Genomic DNA, 18,167 nt, shown 5'->3' on the forward strand with positions numbered 1-18,167 from the left:
ACTATAATAAAGAAAAATTTTAGTTTTATATTTTATAATTAGGATATAATATATAGTGAATGTTTAAAGTTATATAAAATATTAGTATTTAAGAATTTTTGTTATGTGAATAAAACTATAAATTTACAGTTTTATGACGGTAAAAATAAAATATACAAAAAATATGTTGCTAGTATATAAACCTTATGATATACTAACGTAGGTAAATAAATACGCACATAACCCAATTTATAAAGTCGGTGCCTAATTATTGGGAAGCTTTATAAGAATGAAGGTTATGGAGGAAAAACCAGGAGGTAACAAAATGTCAGTTATATCAATGAAACAATTATTAGAAGCAGGCGTTCACTTTGGACACCAAACAAGAAGATGGAACCCTAAGATGGCTCCATATATATTCACAGAAAGAAACGGAATATATATAATAGATCTTCAAAAGACAGTTAAGAAGGTAGAAGAAGCTTATAACTTCATCAGAGAAGTATCAACTGAAGGAAAAGAAATTCTTTTCGTTGGAACTAAGAAACAAGCTCAAGAAGCTATCCAAGAAGAAGCTATAAGATCAAACATGCACTTCGTTAACAACAGATGGTTAGGTGGTATGTTAACTAACTTCAAAACTATCAAAACTAGAATTAAGAGATTAGAAGAATTACAACAAATGGAACAAGATGGAACATTTGATGTTTTACCTAAGAAAGAAGTAATCAAGTTAAAAGGCGAAATGGAAAAATTACAAACTAACCTTGGTGGTATCACTAACTTAGATGTTAACAATATCGGAGCTATGTTTGTAGTTGACCCAAGAAAAGAAAAGAATGCTATATCAGAAGCTAAAATCTTAGGAATCCCAGTTGTAGCTATCGTAGATACTAACTGTGATCCAGAAGAAGTTGATTACGTAATACCAGGAAACGACGATGCTATCAGAGCTGTTAAATTAATAACTGCTAAATTAGCTGATGGAATCATCGAAGGAAGACAAGGCGAACAATTAGCTGAGTAATAATTTTAAGAGGTAGGTGAGGGCAACTTCATTTACCTTTTAACCTAAAATAAGGTTTACATTTAATGTCAAGGAGGAATTTAATAATGATAACTGCTAAATCAGTTAAAGAATTAAGAGAAATGACTGGCGCAGGAATGATGGACTGCAAAAAGGCTTTAGTTGAAACTGAAGGAAATATAGAAAAAGCTGTTGAATTTTTAAGAGAAAAGGGATTAGCTGCTGCTGCTAAAAAAGCTGGTAGAGTTGCTGCTGAAGGTATCGTTAAGACTTTCGTTTCAGCTGACAAGAAAACTGCTGCTATGGTAGAAGTTAACTGTGAAACTGACTTCGTTGCTGCTAACGAAGAGTTCGTAGCTTTCGCTACAAAAGTTGCTGAAATAGCTGCTAACACTTCTGCTACAACTGCTGAAGAATTAGTTGCTGAAAAGTTTGATGGAGAAGCTACTATTACAGAAGCTTTAACAGCTTTAATTGCAAAATTAGGCGAAAACATGACAGTAAGAAGATTTGTTAAATTCAACATCGAAAACGGAGCTATTGCTAGCTACATTCACGGTGGCGGAAGAATTGGTGTTATGGTAGAAGTTGCTTGTGACACTGATAGCGCTGTATTAGAAGAAGTAGCAAGAGAAGTTTGTATGCAAGTTGCTGCGGCAAATCCTCTATTCTTAAGCAGAGAACAAGTAGATAACGAAGCTTTAGAAAAAGAAAAAGAAATCTACAGAGTTCAAGCATTAAATGAAGGAAAACCTGAAAAGATCGTTGACAAAATGGTAATGGGAAGAATCCAAAAGTACTACAAAGAAGTTTGTCTTTTAGATCAAGCATGGGTTAAAGATGGAGATAAATCAATAGCTAAATTCTTAGAAGAAAAATCTAAAGAAGTTGGTTCTCCAATAACTATTACAAGATACGCTAGATTCGAAAGAGGAGAAGGTATCGAAAAAGTTGAAGAAGACTTCGCTGCAGAAGTTGCTAAAACTATGGGTATGTAATATCAAGAGAACACTTTGGTGTTCTCTTTTTTTAAGGAAAAGAGTACATATATAGCAGGAGGGATTACAATGGCAAATAGTAAATATAAGAGAGTAATGTTAAAAATATCAGGTGAGGCTCTATCTGGATCAAATGGATTTGGATTTGATTTTGATGTAGTAGGAAGAATTGCAAGAGAAGTTAAAACTTTAGTAGATATGGATGTTGAAGTTGGTTTAGTTGTAGGTGGCGGTAACATTTGGAGAGGTAGAACTGGTGAAGGTATGGACAGAACTACAGCAGATCATATGGGAATGTTAGCTACTTGTATAAATGCATTAGCACTTCAAGATGCTTTAGAAGGTATTGGCGTTAAAACTAGAGTTCAAACTGCTATAGAAATGAAAGAAATAGCTGAACCTTTTATAAGAAGAAGAGCAGTTAGACATTTAGAAAAGGGAAGAGTTGTAATCTTTGGGGCAGGATCAGGAAACCCATATTTCTCAACTGATACAGCTGCAGCTTTAAGAGCAGCAGAAATAGAAGCAGATGTAATTTTACTTGCTAAAAATGTTGATGGTGTATACGATAAAGATCCAAATAAGTTTGCAGATGCTAAAAAATATGATAAACTATCATATATGGAAGTGATTGAACAAGGATTACAAGTAATGGATACAACAGCAACTACATTATGTATGGATAATAGTATTCCAATATTAGTTTTTGGTATTAGTGAAGAAGGTAATATCAAGAGAGTTATGGAAGGTGAAAAGATAGGTACAATAGTATCTAAATAATAGGGAGGATTATATGATAAAAGAATTATTAAGTGCAGCAGAATCAAAAATGCAAAAGACTATTTCTGTGTTAACTTCAGATTTAACAACATTAAAAGCTGGTAGAGCGAACCCTAAGATGCTTGATAGAATACAAGTTGAAGCATATGGTGGATTATGCCCAATTGAACAAGTTGGTAACATATCTGCTCCAGAACCAAGAATGTTAGTTATAACTCCATGGGATAAGTCATTATTAAGAGAAATTGAAAAGGCAATTTTAAAATCTGACCTTGGAATTAACCCGTCTAATGATGGATCTATAATTAGATTATTAGTTCCAGAATTAACAGAAGAAACAAGAAAGAATCTTGTTAAAAATGTTAAAAAGTTAGGTGAAGATGCTAAAGTAGCAATTAGATCTATAAGAAGAGATGCTAATGAAAAGATTAAGGCATTAAAAAAGGATGGACATATTTCAGAAGATGAAGTTAAAAAGGGTGAAGAAGCTGTTCAAAAGAAGACAGATCAATTTGTTAAAGAAATAGATTCACTTGTTGTAGCTAAGGAAAAAGAGATTATGTCAATTTAAAACCTGCTATTTAGCAGGTTTTTTTCTTAAGTGAAATTTTAATGTTTAGGTTTTATATGAAGTAAATTGGAGGCAAGAAGTAAATGTTTAATTTTTTTAAAGCTACTAAAAATAATGAAGAATTAAATATAGAATTAGATGAGAAAAATATTCCTCAACATGTAGCTATAATAATGGATGGAAATGGTAGATGGGCTAAACAAAGAAATATGCCTAGAACTATGGGACATAAAGCTGGAGTTGAAACTATCAGAAGAATAGTAAAGGAAGCTGATAGATTAGGAATAAAATATATAACTCTATATGCCTTTTCAACTGAGAATTGGAAAAGACCAAAGGATGAAGTTAATGCTCTAATGAAGCTTTTAGTGCAATATTTAAAAAGTGAAGTTAGTGAGTTACATAAAAATGGTGTTATATTAAGAGTATTAGGTGATATAAGTGCACTTCAAGAGGACTGTAAAAGGGAAATTGAAGATTCTATAGAGTTAACAAAAAATAATACTGGATTAGTATTGAACGTTGCCTTTAATTATGGTGGAAGAGATGAAATTATAAGGGCGGTACAAAATATAGTGACAGATGTACAAAGTGGTAAAATAAATAAAGATGATATTACAAAAGAGAGATTTTCAGATTATTTATATACTAATAACTGTCCAGATCCAGATTTAATAATAAGACCTTCAGGTGAACAAAGAATAAGTAATTTCTTATTATGGCAATGTGCATATTCAGAGTTTTGGTATTCTAATGTAAACTGGCCAGATTTCAGTGAAAAAGATTTACAAAAAGCCATTTATGATTATCAAAATAGAGATAGAAGATATGGTGGCGTTTAGTTAGAGGAGGTTAGAAGCTTGAAGTTAAATAGTAGGTATTTAGGAGCACTTGTACTTGCTCCATTATTAATTTTTGTACTTTTAGGTGGATTACCACTAAAGTTATTTACTATAGCACTATCAGTATGTGGATTATATGAATTTTATCATGCTTTAAAAACAAAAGAAATAAAAAGTATTCCAATAATTAGTTACATATTACTAATTATTTATTATGCTTTTAATAATGATTTTGAAAAAATGATGTATATTTTAGTTATAGCTATGGTAATAGCATTGATAATACCAATAGTTGATTTAAAATATTCTTTTGTAGATGTAGCTATAACATTCTTAGGATTTATTTATGTTGTAATATTATTTAGTTTTATTCCACTAGTTAATGAAAAGGTTGGTGGACAATATTTAGTATGGTTAATATTCATAGGATCATGGCTTTCTGACACTGTTGCTTACTATTTTGGAAGATTCTTTGGTAAACATAAGCTTTGTCCAAAAGTGAGTCCTAAAAAAACTATTGAAGGATCAATAGGTGGATTCTTAGGTGCTACTATTGGATGTGGATTATTTGGTGTCGTAGTTAGTGCTTATGTTCCAGAAGTAAGTATAATTCACTTCTTTTTAATAGGGGCATTATGTGGAATAATGGGACAGTTCGGAGATTTAGTTGCATCATCTATTAAAAGATTTGTTGGCTTAAAAGATTATAGCAATCTTATTCCAGGTCATGGTGGTATATTAGATAGATTTGATTCAATTTTATTTAATGCAGTAGTTGTTTTTTATTATTTAACATTTATAGTGCGAATTTAATCAAGTTAAGATACAGTAGCTTAAGTACTGTATCTTTTTTTTGTATACTGAAATATAGTCTAAATTATAATATTAGCTAATAAATTAATAATATAAATTATTATAATAGTAATTTAAAGTGGAGGGGAAAATGCGGTTATATAATGGGTATAAAAAGCACTATCAATATAAGACATTAGTAGATTTATTATTTTTGTTATTAATATTTGTAATTATAACATTTGCAATAAAAAATTATTTTAAACCTTTCTTAACTATTTTTATTTTAATTATTTTATCAACGCCAATTTATGATTTACTAAAAAGAGCAATTAATAAAAAAGAAATTGCAGGAGCATTAACAATTTTAGTAATTAATATAGTATTATTTTGTTTTATATTTTATTTTGGAAATTCAATTGTAGGATTATTTCAAAAGTTTTATGTAGAGCACTTAGATGGAATAAAAGAGTTTATAGAAAATATTAAAGATATATTTAATATTGATATAGAAAGAATGATACAAAATAATTCACATAGCTTAAGTTCTTTAACTTTTAAAAATGGTTTAGCAATAACAGGACAAGGAATTTTATCTTATATAATTGCTAATATTTGTGTCTACTTTATTTTAGTTGATAAAAAATTATTTTTAAAATTATTAAATTGTTTATTACCTTATGATATTGTGGATACTATAAGAGAAAAAAAGAATAATTTAAGAGAAGTGGTAAAGATTGAATTAAAATTAGTAATTATATGTATGGTTATAACTATTATAGGATTTAAAATATTGAGAGTGCCTAGTGCTATATTTTTAGGATTTATATGTGGTATATTAGATATACTACCATATGTAGGAACTATAATTGTATTTATTCCAATTATAATATACAATATAATAATGAAAGAGTATTTACTAGTGATTGGATTAATAGCTTTATATTTATTGTTACAAGTAATAAGAGAAATATTAGAACTTAAGTTTCTTAGTTCTAAATTAGATATTCATCCATTAGTAGTAATGCTTTCCATGTATATAGGAGCAGAAGTATTTGGGATAATAGGATTGTTAATAGGGCCTATATACTGTTTAATTGCAAAAGACATAATATACGAAGGAACATTATAGGAGGTATTAATGAAAAATATTTCAATTTTAGGGGCAACGGGTTCGATAGGAACTCAAACTCTAGATGTAATAAGAAATTCAAATGAGGAAATTAATCTTATAGGAATTACTGCAAATTCTTCAGTAGATAAGATTAAGGAAATAGTAAGGGAATTTAAACCTAAATATATAGCTATGATGGATGAAAATTCAGGAAATATCATTGAGGAGTTTTGTAATAAAGAATATCCAGAGATACAGGTTTTTAAGGGTATAGATGGATTAATTAAAGTTGCAACTTTAGATGAAATTGACACAGTGGTAACATCTGTAGTTGGTATGATAGGTTTAAAACCAACAATGGCAGCGATAGAAGCAAAAAAGGATATAGCTTTGGCTAATAAAGAGACTTTAGTTGTTGCTGGAGAGCTTGTGATGAATAAGGCAAAAGAAAACAATGTAAAGATATTGCCTGTAGATTCTGAGCATAGTGCTATATTCCAGAGTTTAAGTGGATATAAAAATAAGGATATAAATAAGATAATATTAACTGCATCAGGTGGACCTTTTAGAGGAAAGACTATTGATGATTTAAAAGATGTAACGGTTAAAGATGCACTTAAGCATCCAAAATGGAATATGGGACAAAAGATTTCTATAGATTCAGCTACTTTAATGAATAAAGGTTTAGAAGTAATAGAAGCTCATTTCTTATTTGATACTGATTATGAAAATGTTGAAGTTGTTGTACACCCGCAAAGTATAATTCATTCTATGGTTGAATATAAAGATGCTAGTGTAATTGCACAACTTGGAACTCCAGATATGAGATTACCAATTCAATATGCATTAAATTATCCACAAAGAAAAGGGATGATAGCAAATCCACTTAATTTTTATGAGTTAGGTGCATTAACTTTTGAAAAACCAGATTTAGAAACATTTAAATGTTTAAGATTTGCATATGAAGCTGGTAAAATAGGGGGATTAGCACCAACAATATTAAATGGTGCAAATGAAGAAGCTGTAGCTCTATTATTAGAGGAAAAAATAAAATTCTTACAAGTAGCAGAAATAATAGAAGATTGTATGAAGGTATTTAAAGAAAATTATTATAATGAATTAACTCTTGATAATATTATAGAGTTAGATAAAAAGGTTAGAGAGTATATAAGAATAAAATGGGAGTTAGGAGTGAAGTAAGTGTATATTATAATGGCTATATTAGGATTTAGTTTATTAGTAATTGTCCACGAATTAGGACACTTTATTATGGCTAAGGCTAATGGAATAAGGGTAGAAGAATTTTCAATTGGTATGGGGCCAGAGATTTTTTCTAAAAAAGGGAAGGAAACTCAATATTCATTAAGATTATTTCCTATAGGCGGATATGTAAAAATGCTTGGTGAAGAAGAGGTTAGTGATGATGAAAGAAGTTTTTCAAGTAAATCACCATTAAGGCGAATTAGTGTTATATTAGCTGGTGTTACAATGAATGTTATATTTGCAATTATAGCATTTGCAATTATAATAAGTAATAGAGGGTATGCAGAGCCAGTAATAAGTAAATTAGCTGATAATTCTCCAGCTATAGAATCAGGATTAGAAGTTGGAGATAGAATATTAAGTATAGATGGCTCAAAGGTATTTACTACTACTGACGTTTCTATGGGAATTCAAATGGCAAAAGGTGATGCTGTAGATTTAGTAGTAAATAGAAATGGAAATAAAGAAAATATTACTGTTACCCCAAGATTAGTTGAGGAAGATGGGAATCAAATATATCAAATAGGATTTTATTATACACCTGTTGAAAATCCAAGCATAATTCAGTCAATTAAAGAGTCATTTAATGAAACTATTTCATTAGTAACTCAAACATATAAGAGTTTGGTAATGATGGTTACAGGTAAGGTAAACTTTAAGACAGATGTTGGTGGACCGGTTACAATAATAAAAATGTCAACACAAGTTGCTAAAAATGGTTTATTATCATTAACATATTTCCTTGGTTTCCTTAGTATTAATTTAGCTGTATTTAATTTATTACCATTCCCAGCATTAGATGGTGGATGGACAGTTATTTTATTAATTGAACTTATAACTAGAAGAAAGGTTCCAGATAAAATAGTAGGAGCAGTAAATTATGTAGGCTTTATGGTATTAATAGGATTTATGATATTAGTAACAGTTAAAGATATATTATTCCCTATTAATTTATAGGAGTGTAAAAATGGAAAGAAAAATTACAAGAAAAGTTAAGGTTGGATCAGTTTATGTTGGTGGAGATTCACCAGTTTCAATTCAATCTATGACAAATACAGATACAAGAGATGTAGAAGCTACATTAGATCAAATAAGAGCATTACATGTAGCAGGCTGCGAAATAATAAGATGTGCAGTTCCTGATATGGAGGCTGCAGAAGCAATAAAAGATATTTGTTCAGGTTCTCCAATGCCTGTAGTTGCAGATATACATTTTGATTATAGATTAGCATTAAAATGTGTCGAAAATGGAATTAGCGCAATTAGAATTAATCCTGGTAATATTGGAAGTGTTGATAGAGTAAAGGCTGTTACAGAAGCTTGCATTAATAAAAATATTCCAATAAGAATTGGTGTTAACTCTGGGTCTTTAGAAAAAGATATTTTAGAGAGAGATGGAAAGCCAACGGCTAAGGGATTAGTTGAGTCTGCCTTAAGACATGTAAAAATATTAGAAGAATTAGATTTTCATGATATAGTAATATCAATTAAATCTTCAGATGTTCCAATGATGATTGAAGCTTATAGATTAATGAGTACAAAGTGTAATTATCCTCTTCATTTAGGAGTTACAGAATCAGGAACTGTATTTAGAGGGACTATTAAGTCAACATTAGGTATAGGAACGTTGCTTGCTGAAGGTATAGGTGACACTATAAGAGTATCACTAACTAGTGATCCTATAGAAGAAATTAAGGTTGCAAAAGAAATGCTTATTGCCTTAGGTTTAAGAAAACAAGGAATGACATTTGTATCTTGCCCAACTTGTGGAAGAACTCAAATTAACCTTATAAAAATAGCAGAAGAAGTTGAAAAGAGACTTGAAAATTGCAATAAAAATATTAAAGTTGCAGTTATGGGCTGTGTTGTAAATGGCCCTGGAGAAGCAAGAGAAGCTGATATTGGTATTGCTGGTGGAAAAGGTGAAGGGTTAATCTTTAAAAAAGGTGAGATTATTAAGAAAGTTAAAGAAGAAGACCTTATTGAAGAGTTAATGAAAGAAATAGAAAATTTATAAAATGTAATTGCCTGCTGGTTAATCTAAGTGTTAGATTAATCCAGCAGGCAATATTATTATACATATTTTCTTATTGCTTTAGCTACACCGGCATTTGTATTAGATTCTGTAATAAAGGTTGCAGCTTCTTTAACCTTATCAATGGCATTTCCCATTGCAACTCCAACTCCAGCAAATTTAATCATAGAAAGATCATTTTCACTATCACCAATACACATAACTTCATTTCTATCTAATCCTAAATATTTGGTAAGATATTGCACAGCTTCTCCTTTAGAGCTTCCTTTTTTCATAATTTCAAAATTATCATTCCAAGAAGAGACTATTTCTAAATTAGGACATTTTTCTTTAAGTTCTTCTTTAGCTTTTAATAGTTTTTCAGTATCATTTTTCTCTATGCAAACACCTTTTAAAATTTCACCATCATATAGTTTATAAATATCATGAATATTATCCAAAACTTCTAGTTTGATTCTTTCTTCTTCCTTAAGAGTTTTATTTAAAGTCTTGTAAATATTATTTTCAGGTAATTCTTCCATAGAAACAATTCCAAAATTAGCTGTTAAATATGAAAATAAATTATATTTTTTAGAAATTTCTAAAAAACTTTCAGCATCATCAATATTTAAAGGGTTGTTATATATTTCTTCTCCATGGCTTCCACCAATAAAAGCACCATTTGAAGCAATAATTGGTGTTGTTAAGCCTATTAAGTCAGAATAAAGTTTAGCACAGTTATAAACTCTTCCTGTAGTAATTGCAACATGGACACCTTTTTCTACAGCATATTTAATTGCAGACTTATCTTCCTCTGAAATATTATGTTGGTCCATTAAAAGTGTTCCATCCATATCAATACATATAAGTTTAATGCTCATAATAAAACCTTCTTCCTTAGCAAATTAATGAAATTATTATACAACTATTTTGCAAATACTAAAAATAGTTATTTTAAATGTTAACTATAAAAAAATTTTATATATTAAATATTGTTTCATAATATAAATTTATTATTATACTAAATTTATATATAACTTATAGAAAAGAGGGAAAATAATGATACCTATAGATAATTTTATAGAAGATGCAGTTAGAAAGTTAAAAAAGATGAAGCCCTTAAATTGTCTTGATATTAGAACATATAAAAGGGATAGAAGTGTTGTTATTGAAAAGCTAGAAGATGGATATAATTTATATGAAGATGGTTTTGAAAAAGAAGAATTTAAAAATTTATCTCTTGATGAACTAAAAAAACTTTTAAAAATAATGCAGAAAAAAGAGTTTCCAAGAAGTAATATAGTTAAATTTTATATGTTAAAAAGAAGAGGTACAAAATAAATGAATGTAGTAATTGAAGATAATAAGTATATAGAAAAGTTTATGAAACATCATGATAATTATAGTGAAAGGTTAAAAGATGAAATATATAGTAATATAAATACTATGATTAATGAAAAAGCTTATAAAATAAAAGATGTAAGAGGACTTAAATATAGAGGGAAAACTGCTTTTGAATATAAAATAATTCTAGATAAATATTTTGTATGTAGAATAGCTTATATTAAGGAAGATGATAATATAGTAGTTTTTTATATTTCAACTAATATAATAAAGGCAACTTTTACAAAGGAAGTTTCTAATATTAAAGGTGTAACAAAGTAATTTTAGTTACATAATTAATATTTTGATGTATTATTAATAAGAAATATTAATTATGTTGATTGGAGCAAAAAATGAAAGTAAATATGTTTATGCCAAAATATATGTCAACTTTTAAATGTATTGGTTCAGAATGTGTAGATACATGCTGTGCAGGATGGGATATCAATATAGATGAAGATACATATAAAAATTATACTAGTTGTACTGGTAGTCTTAAAGAGTTAGTAACAGGTAAATTTAGAGAAAATAATAATAATGAAGATTATTTTAATAAGGGATTTATGATCTTAAAAGAAGAAAATAAATGTCCTTTCTTAAATAATAATTTACTTTGTGATATTCATGGAGGAATTGGAGAAGAAAATCTGTGTATAACATGTAAGAGATTTCCTAGAGTATATAATATCGTAGATGATGTATATGAAAAGTCAGGGCTACCATCTTGTGAAGAGATTTGTACAATGGCATTTTTAAATAAAGAAAAGATGGAATTTATTGAGTGTGAAGAGAAAATAGATGAAAGTGCTATTGAAATAAGAAGAATAATTGATACAGAAGCTTTTGAAGATACAGATAGTTTACTTCAGTATTTTTGGGTAATAAATTTAAATAAAACTATACAAATATGTATGGAAGTATAGATTTAGAAACAGATAGCCCTCTGTATCTAGTGATAGGTGCAGACTCGGAGTTAATTGCTTTTAACCCCTAAAGCCTTACTACCAAAGCAAAGCTAGAAATGGCAAGTGTAACGGTGCGAAAGCAGAAAAAAGTGTAAGGATAACCTAAGTTGAAATAAAATCTAATTAGGTCTTATAAAAGGATAAGCGTGGCATATAAGATACGTTAGGCACTAAGGGATTCAATAATGGGTGTTTAGCAGGGAATGTCCTAAGTCTTTCAAGATATGGATAACCTTCAACGACTATCCCCTTGAGGGGGAGTAAAGCCACAAGCTAATGGTGGAAGAAAAATACCGTATCTCTAAATTAGAGATAAAGATATAGTCTACGCTTATGCGAAAGCATAAGAGGTCTACCAACAATGGAAAGACTGCTATAATGTTGCGAATTGTAGTGAATGAGAAAAATATATACAAATCTAATAAATTTTAATAGGAATGTATATGTTTTTCGTATTGGATATAAGAGTAAATTCTATAAATATAATTCAAAATAGAGATTTTTCGATTAAAGAAAGATTAAGTATATTAAAATCTTTTTATGATGAAATTGAAAGTTTATATAATGAAGAGGATTTTGATAGTATAGAAGAACTTTTAGAGGATTATAGTGCAGGAACTGTAGCTTTTGAAAACTTCAAAAGCTTAGATTTAACTGAAGGTAATGAATTTTATTTAAGTTTATTAAATGAAGACTTTATAAAAAATATAAGAAGTGTAAGATTAAAAGAATGTATTAATGAATATAAAAATTCTATTTCACAAGTAAATGATATTACAAAGTATATAAAGGAAGAAACAAACTTGCTAGAAGAAATAGAAAATTATTCATATATTTTTGAAAATTATTTAGTTAATCAAATATTTAAAGATTTAATTCCATTTAATAAAGGTGAAAGTTTAAATTTAAGCATAAATATATTAATTAATAGTTATAAAATAATAAAAACTTATACAATAGGTATAGCCTTAAATTCCAAGAAAAAAATAACTGAAAAAGAAATTATAAGAGTTATACAGAGTTTAAGTAAAGATATAGAACATAATAAAGTATTTAAAATATTATTAGAAGAAAATATATAAGTGAAAATGTGTTGTTAAGGAAAGTATTAGCAACACATTTTTTTATTTCGAAATATTAAAAAATTCAATTGACTTACCATATTATGTGAGTATACACTGTATATATAGATATAAACAGTATATATACTGTAATGGGGGAGAGAGTTTATGAGTATATTAATGGAAGTGAAGAATTTGAATAAGAAAATAGGAGATTTGAATTTAAGTGATATTAATTTAAAAATAGAACCAGGATATATAGTTGGTTTATTAGGAGTAAATGGTTCAGGAAAAACATCACTTATTAGAACAATTTTAAATTTATATAAAAAGGATAATGGGATTATTAATATTAATAGTTTTTCTATGGAAATTAATGAGAAAGAAGCAAAAAATCAAATCGGTTTTGTGCTTGATGAAGAGATGTTTGAGGAAACAATGAGTGTACTTAACAATGCGAAAATATTTGGTAGTCTATATGATAATTTTGATGAAAATTTGTTTAAAGAGTTTTGTAAGAAGTTTAATATACCACTTAATAAGAAGTTAGGAAAATTATCTACAGGGTTAAAGGTTAGATTTCAATTAGCGTTTGCATTAGCACATGATGCAAAACTATTTATCATGGATGAACCTACTGCAGGATTAGATCCGTTATTTAGGAAAGAATTAATAAATTATATGCAACAAATTGTTGAGGATGGAAGCAGAAGTGTATTATTTTCTACTCATATTACAGAAGATTTAGACCAAGTTGGAGATTATATTATATTAATAAATAATGGAAAAGTATATTTTAATTTAAGTAAAGAAGAGTTGAAAGATAAATACAAAATTTTACAGGGAGGCAAAAGTGAAATAGAGAAATTGGATGAAAATAAGATAATTTATAGAGAATATGGAGAGTATTATAGTTTTGCTTTTGTTGAAGAAGAAAAAGATAAAGTTTATGAAGGGCTTAAGAAAAAGACTCCAACATTAGAGGAAATAATGTATTGTTTAGATAAAGGGGGATATGATAAATGCTTAAATTAGTTTTAAATGATTTATTTATTAATATAAAGAAAAATATTTTTTCAATAATTTTAGATATACTTTTATTTTCATTCGTAGGGTTTTATATTACAAGTATAACTATGATAGGCTCTAATAATTCATCTTTGATTACTTATAATGAAGATTTAATAAAGATTATTACAACGATATTTAGCTTGATTTCCATTATATATTTATATTCCATAATGAAGATGATACCTCTTAGATTAAGTAAAGCAATTTTTGTATGTGCAGCTGGAGAATTTGAAAAAATTAAATATATATTACTTCAATTAGGTGTAAAAATCATATTTAGTTTTTTAGTTATGTTTATATTAATGTATTTTTTTGTTGGTAGATTTTTTATAAGTAGTAGCTTAATTACAAATGTTATACAAATTATATTATGGTTTTTCATAATATTAAATATTAATTTGAAAGTTGGAATTGGAGAAAGAGGAAAAAGAGAAAAAGATAATGATGGTTATGTTATTATTACAAAAGAAGAAGAAATGGTAAATGTTTATTGGTTTTGTTTATTAATTATAGAAAGTGTGATTTTTTATTCACTTGTTAATTTAAATATAAACTTTAATTTATTTATAATATTAGGATGGATGATAGCATTTGCTGTAAATACTTTTATTGTATACAAATATATGAGGCCTATTTTAAATAAATCACTTTCTTATGAAGCGATTTACTGTCAGGTACCAGAAAGGAACGAATATTATTAATGAATATTATTTTAAATTCAGAAAGTACTCTGTCTATTTATGAACAAATTATAAAATCAATTAAAAACTCAATTGTTAAAGAAGAAATAATACCAGGGGATATGTTACCATCTATAAGATCATTAGCGAGAGATTTAGGTATAAGTGTAATTACTACAAAACGTGCATATGAAGAACTTGAAAAGGAAGATTTAATATATTCAGTTCAAGGAAAAGGATTTTATATTAAAGAGCCTAACAAAGAGAAACTTAAAGAGCAACAGCTTAAATCATTTGAAATTATGGCAGAAAAGTTAATTGAAGAAGGGCGAGATTTAGGACTTACATTAGATGATATGCAGGATGTATTGAGAACTTTATATGAGGGAGGAAATTAAGCTATGTCAACAATTATAAAATGTGAAAATATACAAAAAAAATATAAGAGCTTTTCGTTAAAAAATATTAATTTAACAATAGAAAGTGGTTATCTCACAGGACTTATAGGAGTTAATGGAGCAGGAAAAACTACACTTATAGATATTTTAGCGGGAATAGATACAAACTTTGAAGGGGATGTAACTGTAGATAATATAAATCTTAAAGAAGATTTAAAAGGGGCTAAAGAAATCATAGGCTTAATATCTGAAAAAAATACATTTTTTCTAGATAATACAGCCTTAGATAATGGACTTATGCTAGGAAAGTATTTTAAAAATTGGAGTATGGAGGAGTATTATTTATGGTTAGATAAAATGAATATTCCAAAGGGGCAGCCAATATATCAGTTTTCTAAAGGTATGAAAATGAAGTTCCAAATAAGTTTTGCTATGGCACATAAGCCTAAATTCCTTTTACTAGATGAACCAACAGCTGGTTTTGATCCTGTATTTAGAAAAGATTTTATTAAAATGCTACAAGAAATTTTAGAAAATGATATTGGTATTTTAATGTCTACACATATAACAAGTGATTTAGATAAGGTTGCGGACTATATAATTTTAATTGATAATGGAGAAATTAAAATTAATGATACTAAAGAAGCCTTAGAAGATGAATTTAAAAGAAATAGATTAGAAAGTACTTTAAAGAAAAAATTTAATATAGGGGATTTACTAAATAGTAGTAGGGGGTAAGTTAATATGACTTTTTTTGAGGATGAAAAAAAGAGAATTAATAAGTATTATCATAAATTTTATTTAGGAATATTTTTATTTATTTACTTTATTAATGTTCAATCCAATGTTTCTTATGAAATAACGGCAATAAAAAATGGAGCAGATATGAAAGCAATTCCTTTTATAAATTCTACAGTTGTACTTGGATCAATTATATTAATAATTTATCTAAATTATCATCTTTTTTGGATAAAGGAACAAGGAAAAAAGATTTTTATATTAAGGAAATATGATATTATACCTTTAAGTAAAAAGGAAATTTACTATTCTAAGTTTAGGATAATAATAAATAATTTTTTGGTATTTTTATTTGGCGCTAAGATAATTTATATAGGAATATTATTATTTAATTCTTATTATGAATTCAACATTATAAATAATATTCTTGATATATTAAAAATATTATTATTTTCAGGTGTTCTAATTGGTGTTGTTTTAGTAATAAATTTATTTGAAGATTATAATAGTAAAAGATGTATTTAAAGATTAACTGCAAGAATAAGCTTGCAGTTAATCTTTTGTTATTCTATAAGAACTTGAATTTGACAATTATAGTTTCCTGTTTCAAAGATATTATTAAATAACTCTACTTCAAGCCATTGTTTAGCTTTTAAATTATGTTCTTTTAAGTAATTCATCATTAAACTTTCACAGTAATCCATATTATCACTACTATATATTAAAGTTAAATAGTTACCTTTAGGTAAGCTATAAATATTACTATTGCTAGTTAAATCTATATTAGATTCAATACCATTAAATGCATACATGGATTCAATATTATTTGATGAATTTAACTTATAAATTATACCTCTTTCTAAAGTAGGGATTAGATTGTTTTGTTTAATTTCTTTATCTAAATCAGAATAATAGAGTAATTCTTTTAAATCTCCTACTTCTTTACATGGAACAATAATAATTTTACGCTCTTCAAAAAAATTAGTTTTAATTTCATTTGTATTTATAAGATTTCTAGAAAGTCTTATTCCAGTAGTTAAAGTATCAATATTATTTATAACAATTTTAATGTTTTTAATATTTTCTTCAGCTTCTTTTCTTTTTGCATCTAAAAAGTCTAACAACTTATCCATATCACAATCTTTAAAAATTTCTTGTAATTCAGCTATACTAGTTCCTAATTGTCTAAATCCTTTAATTATATCTATATATACAAATTGATCTATAGAGTAATATCTATAACCTGTATTTTCATCTATAAATTTTGGCGTAAGAATACCTATCTTATGATAATATCGTAAGGTTTTTATTGTTATATCTTTAATCTTAGAAACTTCACCTATAGAAAATAAGTTTTTATCCATAAAATTCTCCTTATATCTAAAATTATTATTGACTCTACCCTTAGAGGATACTTTATTTTAAGTATATAGTATTTGGCCAAATTATTATATATAAATTTAAAATGAGAGATGGAGATTATTATATGAGTAAAGTAATATATAGAGATATAAATAAAAAAGATTATGAAGATATTAAGAATTTAATTTGCGAGGCATTTGGATTTGATAAATTTATAAAAAATGAAGAGTTATTAGATATAACAACAGCATTATATTTACAAGAGTGTATTGAGGATAGTTCTTTTAGTAAAATAGCAGAAAAAGATAATAAAGTAATAGGAATGATTTTAGGAAAGTCAAATAATGATAAATTAATTGTACCGGAAATTGATAAAAAAGATTTAATAAATGAAGATGTTGCTAGAACAATTATGGCTAATGAAGAGAATATAATGATTATTAAAGAATTTTCAAAGATTCAGAATACTTATAAAGAGATTATAGCTGGAAAAGAGGATACTTTTCAGGGATGTATACAATTGTTTATTGTTTCTAAAGAATCTAGGGGATTAGGTATAGGTAAAAAACTATTAAGTTATTTATTTGAATATATGAAATCAAGAGAAGTAAATTCAATGTATTTATATACTGATACTAGATGTAATTATAAATTCTATGATAGTCAAAACTTTAAGTGCCTATCAGAAAAAGAGTTAATATTTGATTCTATAAATGAAAAACTTGATGTATTTTTATATGGATATAAATTTAATTAGTTAGTAAGAGTGTTATCTTAAATAGTTAGTTTAAGATAACACTCTTTAATTTTACAGTAAGTTAAACTTATAAAAATAAGTACTAACTATATATGTTATAGAGTAAGGTAAAAAATAAAATTAAAGTGAACATATTTATTGAGATATACATCTAATATATGTAATACTTAGCTAAGTAAAGAAAATAGGGGGGGAAGATGGAGCTAATATCATTTTTAAATTACAAAAAGAAGTCTAATGTTATTAGAGCAAAAAATGGTGATAATGATGCTTTTCTAACTTTAATTAATGAAAATAGATTAAATGTTTATAGAGTTGCCAGAGGAATTTTAAAAAGTTAACATGATATAGAAGATGATATACAAAATACTG

General features: G+C 27.1%; 22 protein-coding genes and 1 pseudogene. 21 read left to right on the plus strand and 2 right to left on the minus strand.

The window, feature by feature from the left end; all coding sequences use genetic code 11:
• The first annotated feature begins 304 nt into the window (after positions 1–304).
• The 10 genes from rpsB to ispG all read left to right on the plus strand — a co-directional run bounded on the left by rpsB (position 305) and on the right by ispG (position 9,383).
• Entirely contained in the window at positions 305–1,006 is a 702-nt protein-coding gene (gene rpsB, locus I4V51_RS18335; RefSeq protein ID WP_195989880.1) for a 30S ribosomal protein S2, read from the plus strand.
• Between the two features lie 86 nt (positions 1,007–1,092).
• Positions 1,093–2,004 carry a translation elongation factor Ts gene (gene tsf, locus I4V51_RS18340; protein WP_195989881.1) on the plus strand — a complete coding sequence of 304 codons (912 nt, stop codon included), beginning with the start codon at positions 1,093–1,095 and terminating at the stop codon, positions 2,002–2,004.
• 69 nt (positions 2,005–2,073) lie between these two features.
• On the plus strand, positions 2,074–2,784 hold the full coding sequence (gene pyrH / locus I4V51_RS18345) for a UMP kinase (RefSeq protein ID WP_195989882.1): 711 nt from the start codon (positions 2,074–2,076) through the stop codon (positions 2,782–2,784).
• Between the two features lie 13 nt (positions 2,785–2,797).
• Complete coding sequence (gene frr, locus I4V51_RS18350) at positions 2,798–3,355, plus strand: ribosome recycling factor (RefSeq protein ID WP_195989883.1); 558 nt, start codon at positions 2,798–2,800, stop codon at positions 3,353–3,355.
• A gap of 83 nt (positions 3,356–3,438) precedes the next feature.
• Positions 3,439–4,197: an isoprenyl transferase gene (locus tag I4V51_RS18355; protein ID WP_195989884.1), complete on the plus strand. Its 759-nt coding sequence runs from the start codon at positions 3,439–3,441 to the stop codon at positions 4,195–4,197.
• Positions 4,198–4,215: 18 nt separating this feature from the next.
• Positions 4,216–5,010 (plus strand): phosphatidate cytidylyltransferase, encoded by a 795-nt coding sequence (locus I4V51_RS18360; RefSeq protein WP_195989885.1) that lies wholly within the window; start codon positions 4,216–4,218, stop codon positions 5,008–5,010.
• Positions 5,011–5,140: 130 nt separating this feature from the next.
• Positions 5,141–6,121, plus strand: a complete 981-nt coding sequence (locus tag I4V51_RS18365) for an AI-2E family transporter (protein WP_195989886.1) — start codon at positions 5,141–5,143, stop codon at positions 6,119–6,121.
• A gap of 9 nt (positions 6,122–6,130) precedes the next feature.
• Positions 6,131–7,303, plus strand: coding sequence for a 1-deoxy-D-xylulose-5-phosphate reductoisomerase (locus tag I4V51_RS18370; RefSeq protein WP_195989887.1), 1,173 nt, complete (start codon positions 6,131–6,133; stop codon positions 7,301–7,303).
• Positions 7,304–8,323, plus strand: coding sequence for an RIP metalloprotease RseP (gene rseP, locus I4V51_RS18375; protein WP_195989888.1), 1,020 nt, complete (start codon positions 7,304–7,306; stop codon positions 8,321–8,323).
• Positions 8,324–8,333: 10 nt separating this feature from the next.
• Positions 8,334–9,383: a flavodoxin-dependent (E)-4-hydroxy-3-methylbut-2-enyl-diphosphate synthase gene (ispG, locus tag I4V51_RS18380; RefSeq protein WP_195989889.1), complete on the plus strand. Its 1,050-nt coding sequence runs from the start codon at positions 8,334–8,336 to the stop codon at positions 9,381–9,383.
• Between the two features lie 56 nt (positions 9,384–9,439).
• Here ispG and I4V51_RS18385 read toward each other — a convergent pair whose 3' ends face one another.
• The gene (locus tag I4V51_RS18385; protein ID WP_195989890.1) at positions 9,440–10,261 is read right to left on the minus strand and encodes a Cof-type HAD-IIB family hydrolase; all 822 of its coding nucleotides are present in this window, start codon (positions 10,259–10,261) and stop codon (positions 9,440–9,442) included.
• Positions 10,262–10,439: 178 nt separating this feature from the next.
• On the opposite strand from I4V51_RS18385, the gene I4V51_RS18390 reads away from it, so the two are divergent.
• From I4V51_RS18390 to I4V51_RS18430, 9 genes and pseudogenes are all read left to right on the plus strand, one after another.
• Positions 10,440–10,721 carry a hypothetical protein gene (locus I4V51_RS18390; protein WP_195989891.1) on the plus strand — a complete coding sequence of 94 codons (282 nt, stop codon included), beginning with the start codon at positions 10,440–10,442 and terminating at the stop codon, positions 10,719–10,721.
• Positions 10,722–11,045, plus strand: a complete 324-nt coding sequence (locus tag I4V51_RS18395) for a hypothetical protein (protein ID WP_195989892.1) — start codon at positions 10,722–10,724, stop codon at positions 11,043–11,045.
• 71 nt (positions 11,046–11,116) lie between these two features.
• Positions 11,117–11,656, plus strand: a pseudogene (fliB, locus tag I4V51_RS18400) (flagellin lysine-N-methylase); the annotation flags it as partial.
• A 515-nt stretch (positions 11,657–12,171) separates the two neighbouring features.
• Complete coding sequence (gene fliB / locus I4V51_RS18405) at positions 12,172–12,810, plus strand: flagellin lysine-N-methylase (RefSeq protein WP_243281557.1); 639 nt, start codon at positions 12,172–12,174, stop codon at positions 12,808–12,810.
• Positions 12,811–12,957: 147 nt separating this feature from the next.
• Positions 12,958–13,824, plus strand: a complete 867-nt coding sequence (locus I4V51_RS18410; RefSeq protein WP_195989894.1) for an ABC transporter ATP-binding protein — start codon at positions 12,958–12,960, stop codon at positions 13,822–13,824.
• Complete coding sequence (locus tag I4V51_RS18415) at positions 13,812–14,561, plus strand: hypothetical protein (protein WP_195989895.1); 750 nt, start codon at positions 13,812–13,814, stop codon at positions 14,559–14,561. Before I4V51_RS18410 ends, I4V51_RS18415 begins: the two co-directional genes overlap by 13 nt.
• Positions 14,561–14,938 carry a GntR family transcriptional regulator gene (locus I4V51_RS18420; protein WP_195989896.1) on the plus strand — a complete coding sequence of 126 codons (378 nt, stop codon included), beginning with the start codon at positions 14,561–14,563 and terminating at the stop codon, positions 14,936–14,938. The genes I4V51_RS18415 and I4V51_RS18420 overlap by 1 nt, the downstream gene beginning before the upstream one ends.
• Positions 14,939–14,941: 3 nt before the next feature.
• Entirely contained in the window at positions 14,942–15,676 is a 735-nt protein-coding gene (locus I4V51_RS18425) for an ABC transporter ATP-binding protein (RefSeq protein ID WP_195989897.1), read from the plus strand.
• A 6-nt stretch (positions 15,677–15,682) separates the two neighbouring features.
• Positions 15,683–16,201 (plus strand): hypothetical protein, encoded by a 519-nt coding sequence (locus tag I4V51_RS18430; RefSeq protein ID WP_195989898.1) that lies wholly within the window; start codon positions 15,683–15,685, stop codon positions 16,199–16,201.
• Between the two features lie 38 nt (positions 16,202–16,239).
• On the opposite strand, the gene I4V51_RS18435 is transcribed toward I4V51_RS18430, so the two are convergent.
• On the minus strand, positions 16,240–17,040 hold the full coding sequence (locus I4V51_RS18435; RefSeq protein WP_195989899.1) for a helix-turn-helix domain-containing protein: 801 nt from the start codon (positions 17,038–17,040) through the stop codon (positions 16,240–16,242).
• Between the two features lie 122 nt (positions 17,041–17,162).
• Here I4V51_RS18435 and I4V51_RS18440 point away from each other — a divergent pair, with 122 nt between their 5' ends.
• Both I4V51_RS18440 and I4V51_RS18445 read left to right on the plus strand, forming a co-directional pair.
• A complete protein-coding gene (locus I4V51_RS18440) occupies positions 17,163–17,795 on the plus strand; it encodes a GNAT family N-acetyltransferase (RefSeq protein ID WP_195989900.1) in 633 nt (210 codons plus the stop codon).
• Between the two features lie 197 nt (positions 17,796–17,992).
• Positions 17,993–18,136: a hypothetical protein gene (locus I4V51_RS18445; protein WP_243281558.1), complete on the plus strand. Its 144-nt coding sequence runs from the start codon at positions 17,993–17,995 to the stop codon at positions 18,134–18,136.
• The last annotated feature ends 31 nt before the right edge of the window (positions 18,137–18,167 follow it).

This window comes from Clostridium sp. D53t1_180928_C8, assembly GCF_015667795.1.
GTDB lineage: Bacteria > Bacillota > Clostridia > Clostridiales > Clostridiaceae > Clostridium.

Bases quoted from the DNA above. Each gene is read 5' to 3' on its own strand.
- I4V51_RS18390 (WP_195989891.1), top strand. From the start codon at position 10,440: ATGATACCTATAGATAATTTTATAGAAGATGCAGTTAGAAAGTTAAAA.
- I4V51_RS18440 (WP_195989900.1), top strand. From the start codon at position 17,163: ATGAGTAAAGTAATATATAGAGATATAAATAAAAAAGATTATGAAGAT.
- I4V51_RS18410 (WP_195989894.1), top strand. From the start codon at position 12,958: ATGAGTATATTAATGGAAGTGAAGAATTTGAATAAGAAAATAGGAGAT.
- I4V51_RS18385 (WP_195989890.1), bottom strand. From the start codon at position 10,261: ATGAGCATTAAACTTATATGTATTGATATGGATGGAACACTTTTAATG.
- I4V51_RS18370 (WP_195989887.1), top strand. From the start codon at position 6,131: ATGAAAAATATTTCAATTTTAGGGGCAACGGGTTCGATAGGAACTCAA.
- ispG (WP_195989889.1), top strand. From the start codon at position 8,334: ATGGAAAGAAAAATTACAAGAAAAGTTAAGGTTGGATCAGTTTATGTT.
- I4V51_RS18355 (WP_195989884.1), top strand. From the start codon at position 3,439: ATGTTTAATTTTTTTAAAGCTACTAAAAATAATGAAGAATTAAATATA.
- I4V51_RS18395 (WP_195989892.1), top strand. From the start codon at position 10,722: ATGAATGTAGTAATTGAAGATAATAAGTATATAGAAAAGTTTATGAAA.
- I4V51_RS18415 (WP_195989895.1), top strand. From the start codon at position 13,812: ATGCTTAAATTAGTTTTAAATGATTTATTTATTAATATAAAGAAAAAT.
- I4V51_RS18435 (WP_195989899.1), bottom strand. From the start codon at position 17,040: ATGGATAAAAACTTATTTTCTATAGGTGAAGTTTCTAAGATTAAAGAT.
- pyrH (WP_195989882.1), top strand. From the start codon at position 2,074: ATGGCAAATAGTAAATATAAGAGAGTAATGTTAAAAATATCAGGTGAG.
- rpsB (WP_195989880.1), top strand. From the start codon at position 305: ATGTCAGTTATATCAATGAAACAATTATTAGAAGCAGGCGTTCACTTT.
- I4V51_RS18430 (WP_195989898.1), top strand. From the start codon at position 15,683: ATGACTTTTTTTGAGGATGAAAAAAAGAGAATTAATAAGTATTATCAT.
- I4V51_RS18445 (WP_243281558.1), top strand. From the start codon at position 17,993: ATGGAGCTAATATCATTTTTAAATTACAAAAAGAAGTCTAATGTTATT.
- I4V51_RS18420 (WP_195989896.1), top strand. From the start codon at position 14,561: ATGAATATTATTTTAAATTCAGAAAGTACTCTGTCTATTTATGAACAA.
- frr (WP_195989883.1), top strand. From the start codon at position 2,798: ATGATAAAAGAATTATTAAGTGCAGCAGAATCAAAAATGCAAAAGACT.
- tsf (WP_195989881.1), top strand. From the start codon at position 1,093: ATGATAACTGCTAAATCAGTTAAAGAATTAAGAGAAATGACTGGCGCA.
- I4V51_RS18365 (WP_195989886.1), top strand. From the start codon at position 5,141: ATGCGGTTATATAATGGGTATAAAAAGCACTATCAATATAAGACATTA.
- fliB (WP_243281557.1), top strand. From the start codon at position 12,172: ATGTTTTTCGTATTGGATATAAGAGTAAATTCTATAAATATAATTCAA.
- I4V51_RS18425 (WP_195989897.1), top strand. From the start codon at position 14,942: ATGTCAACAATTATAAAATGTGAAAATATACAAAAAAAATATAAGAGC.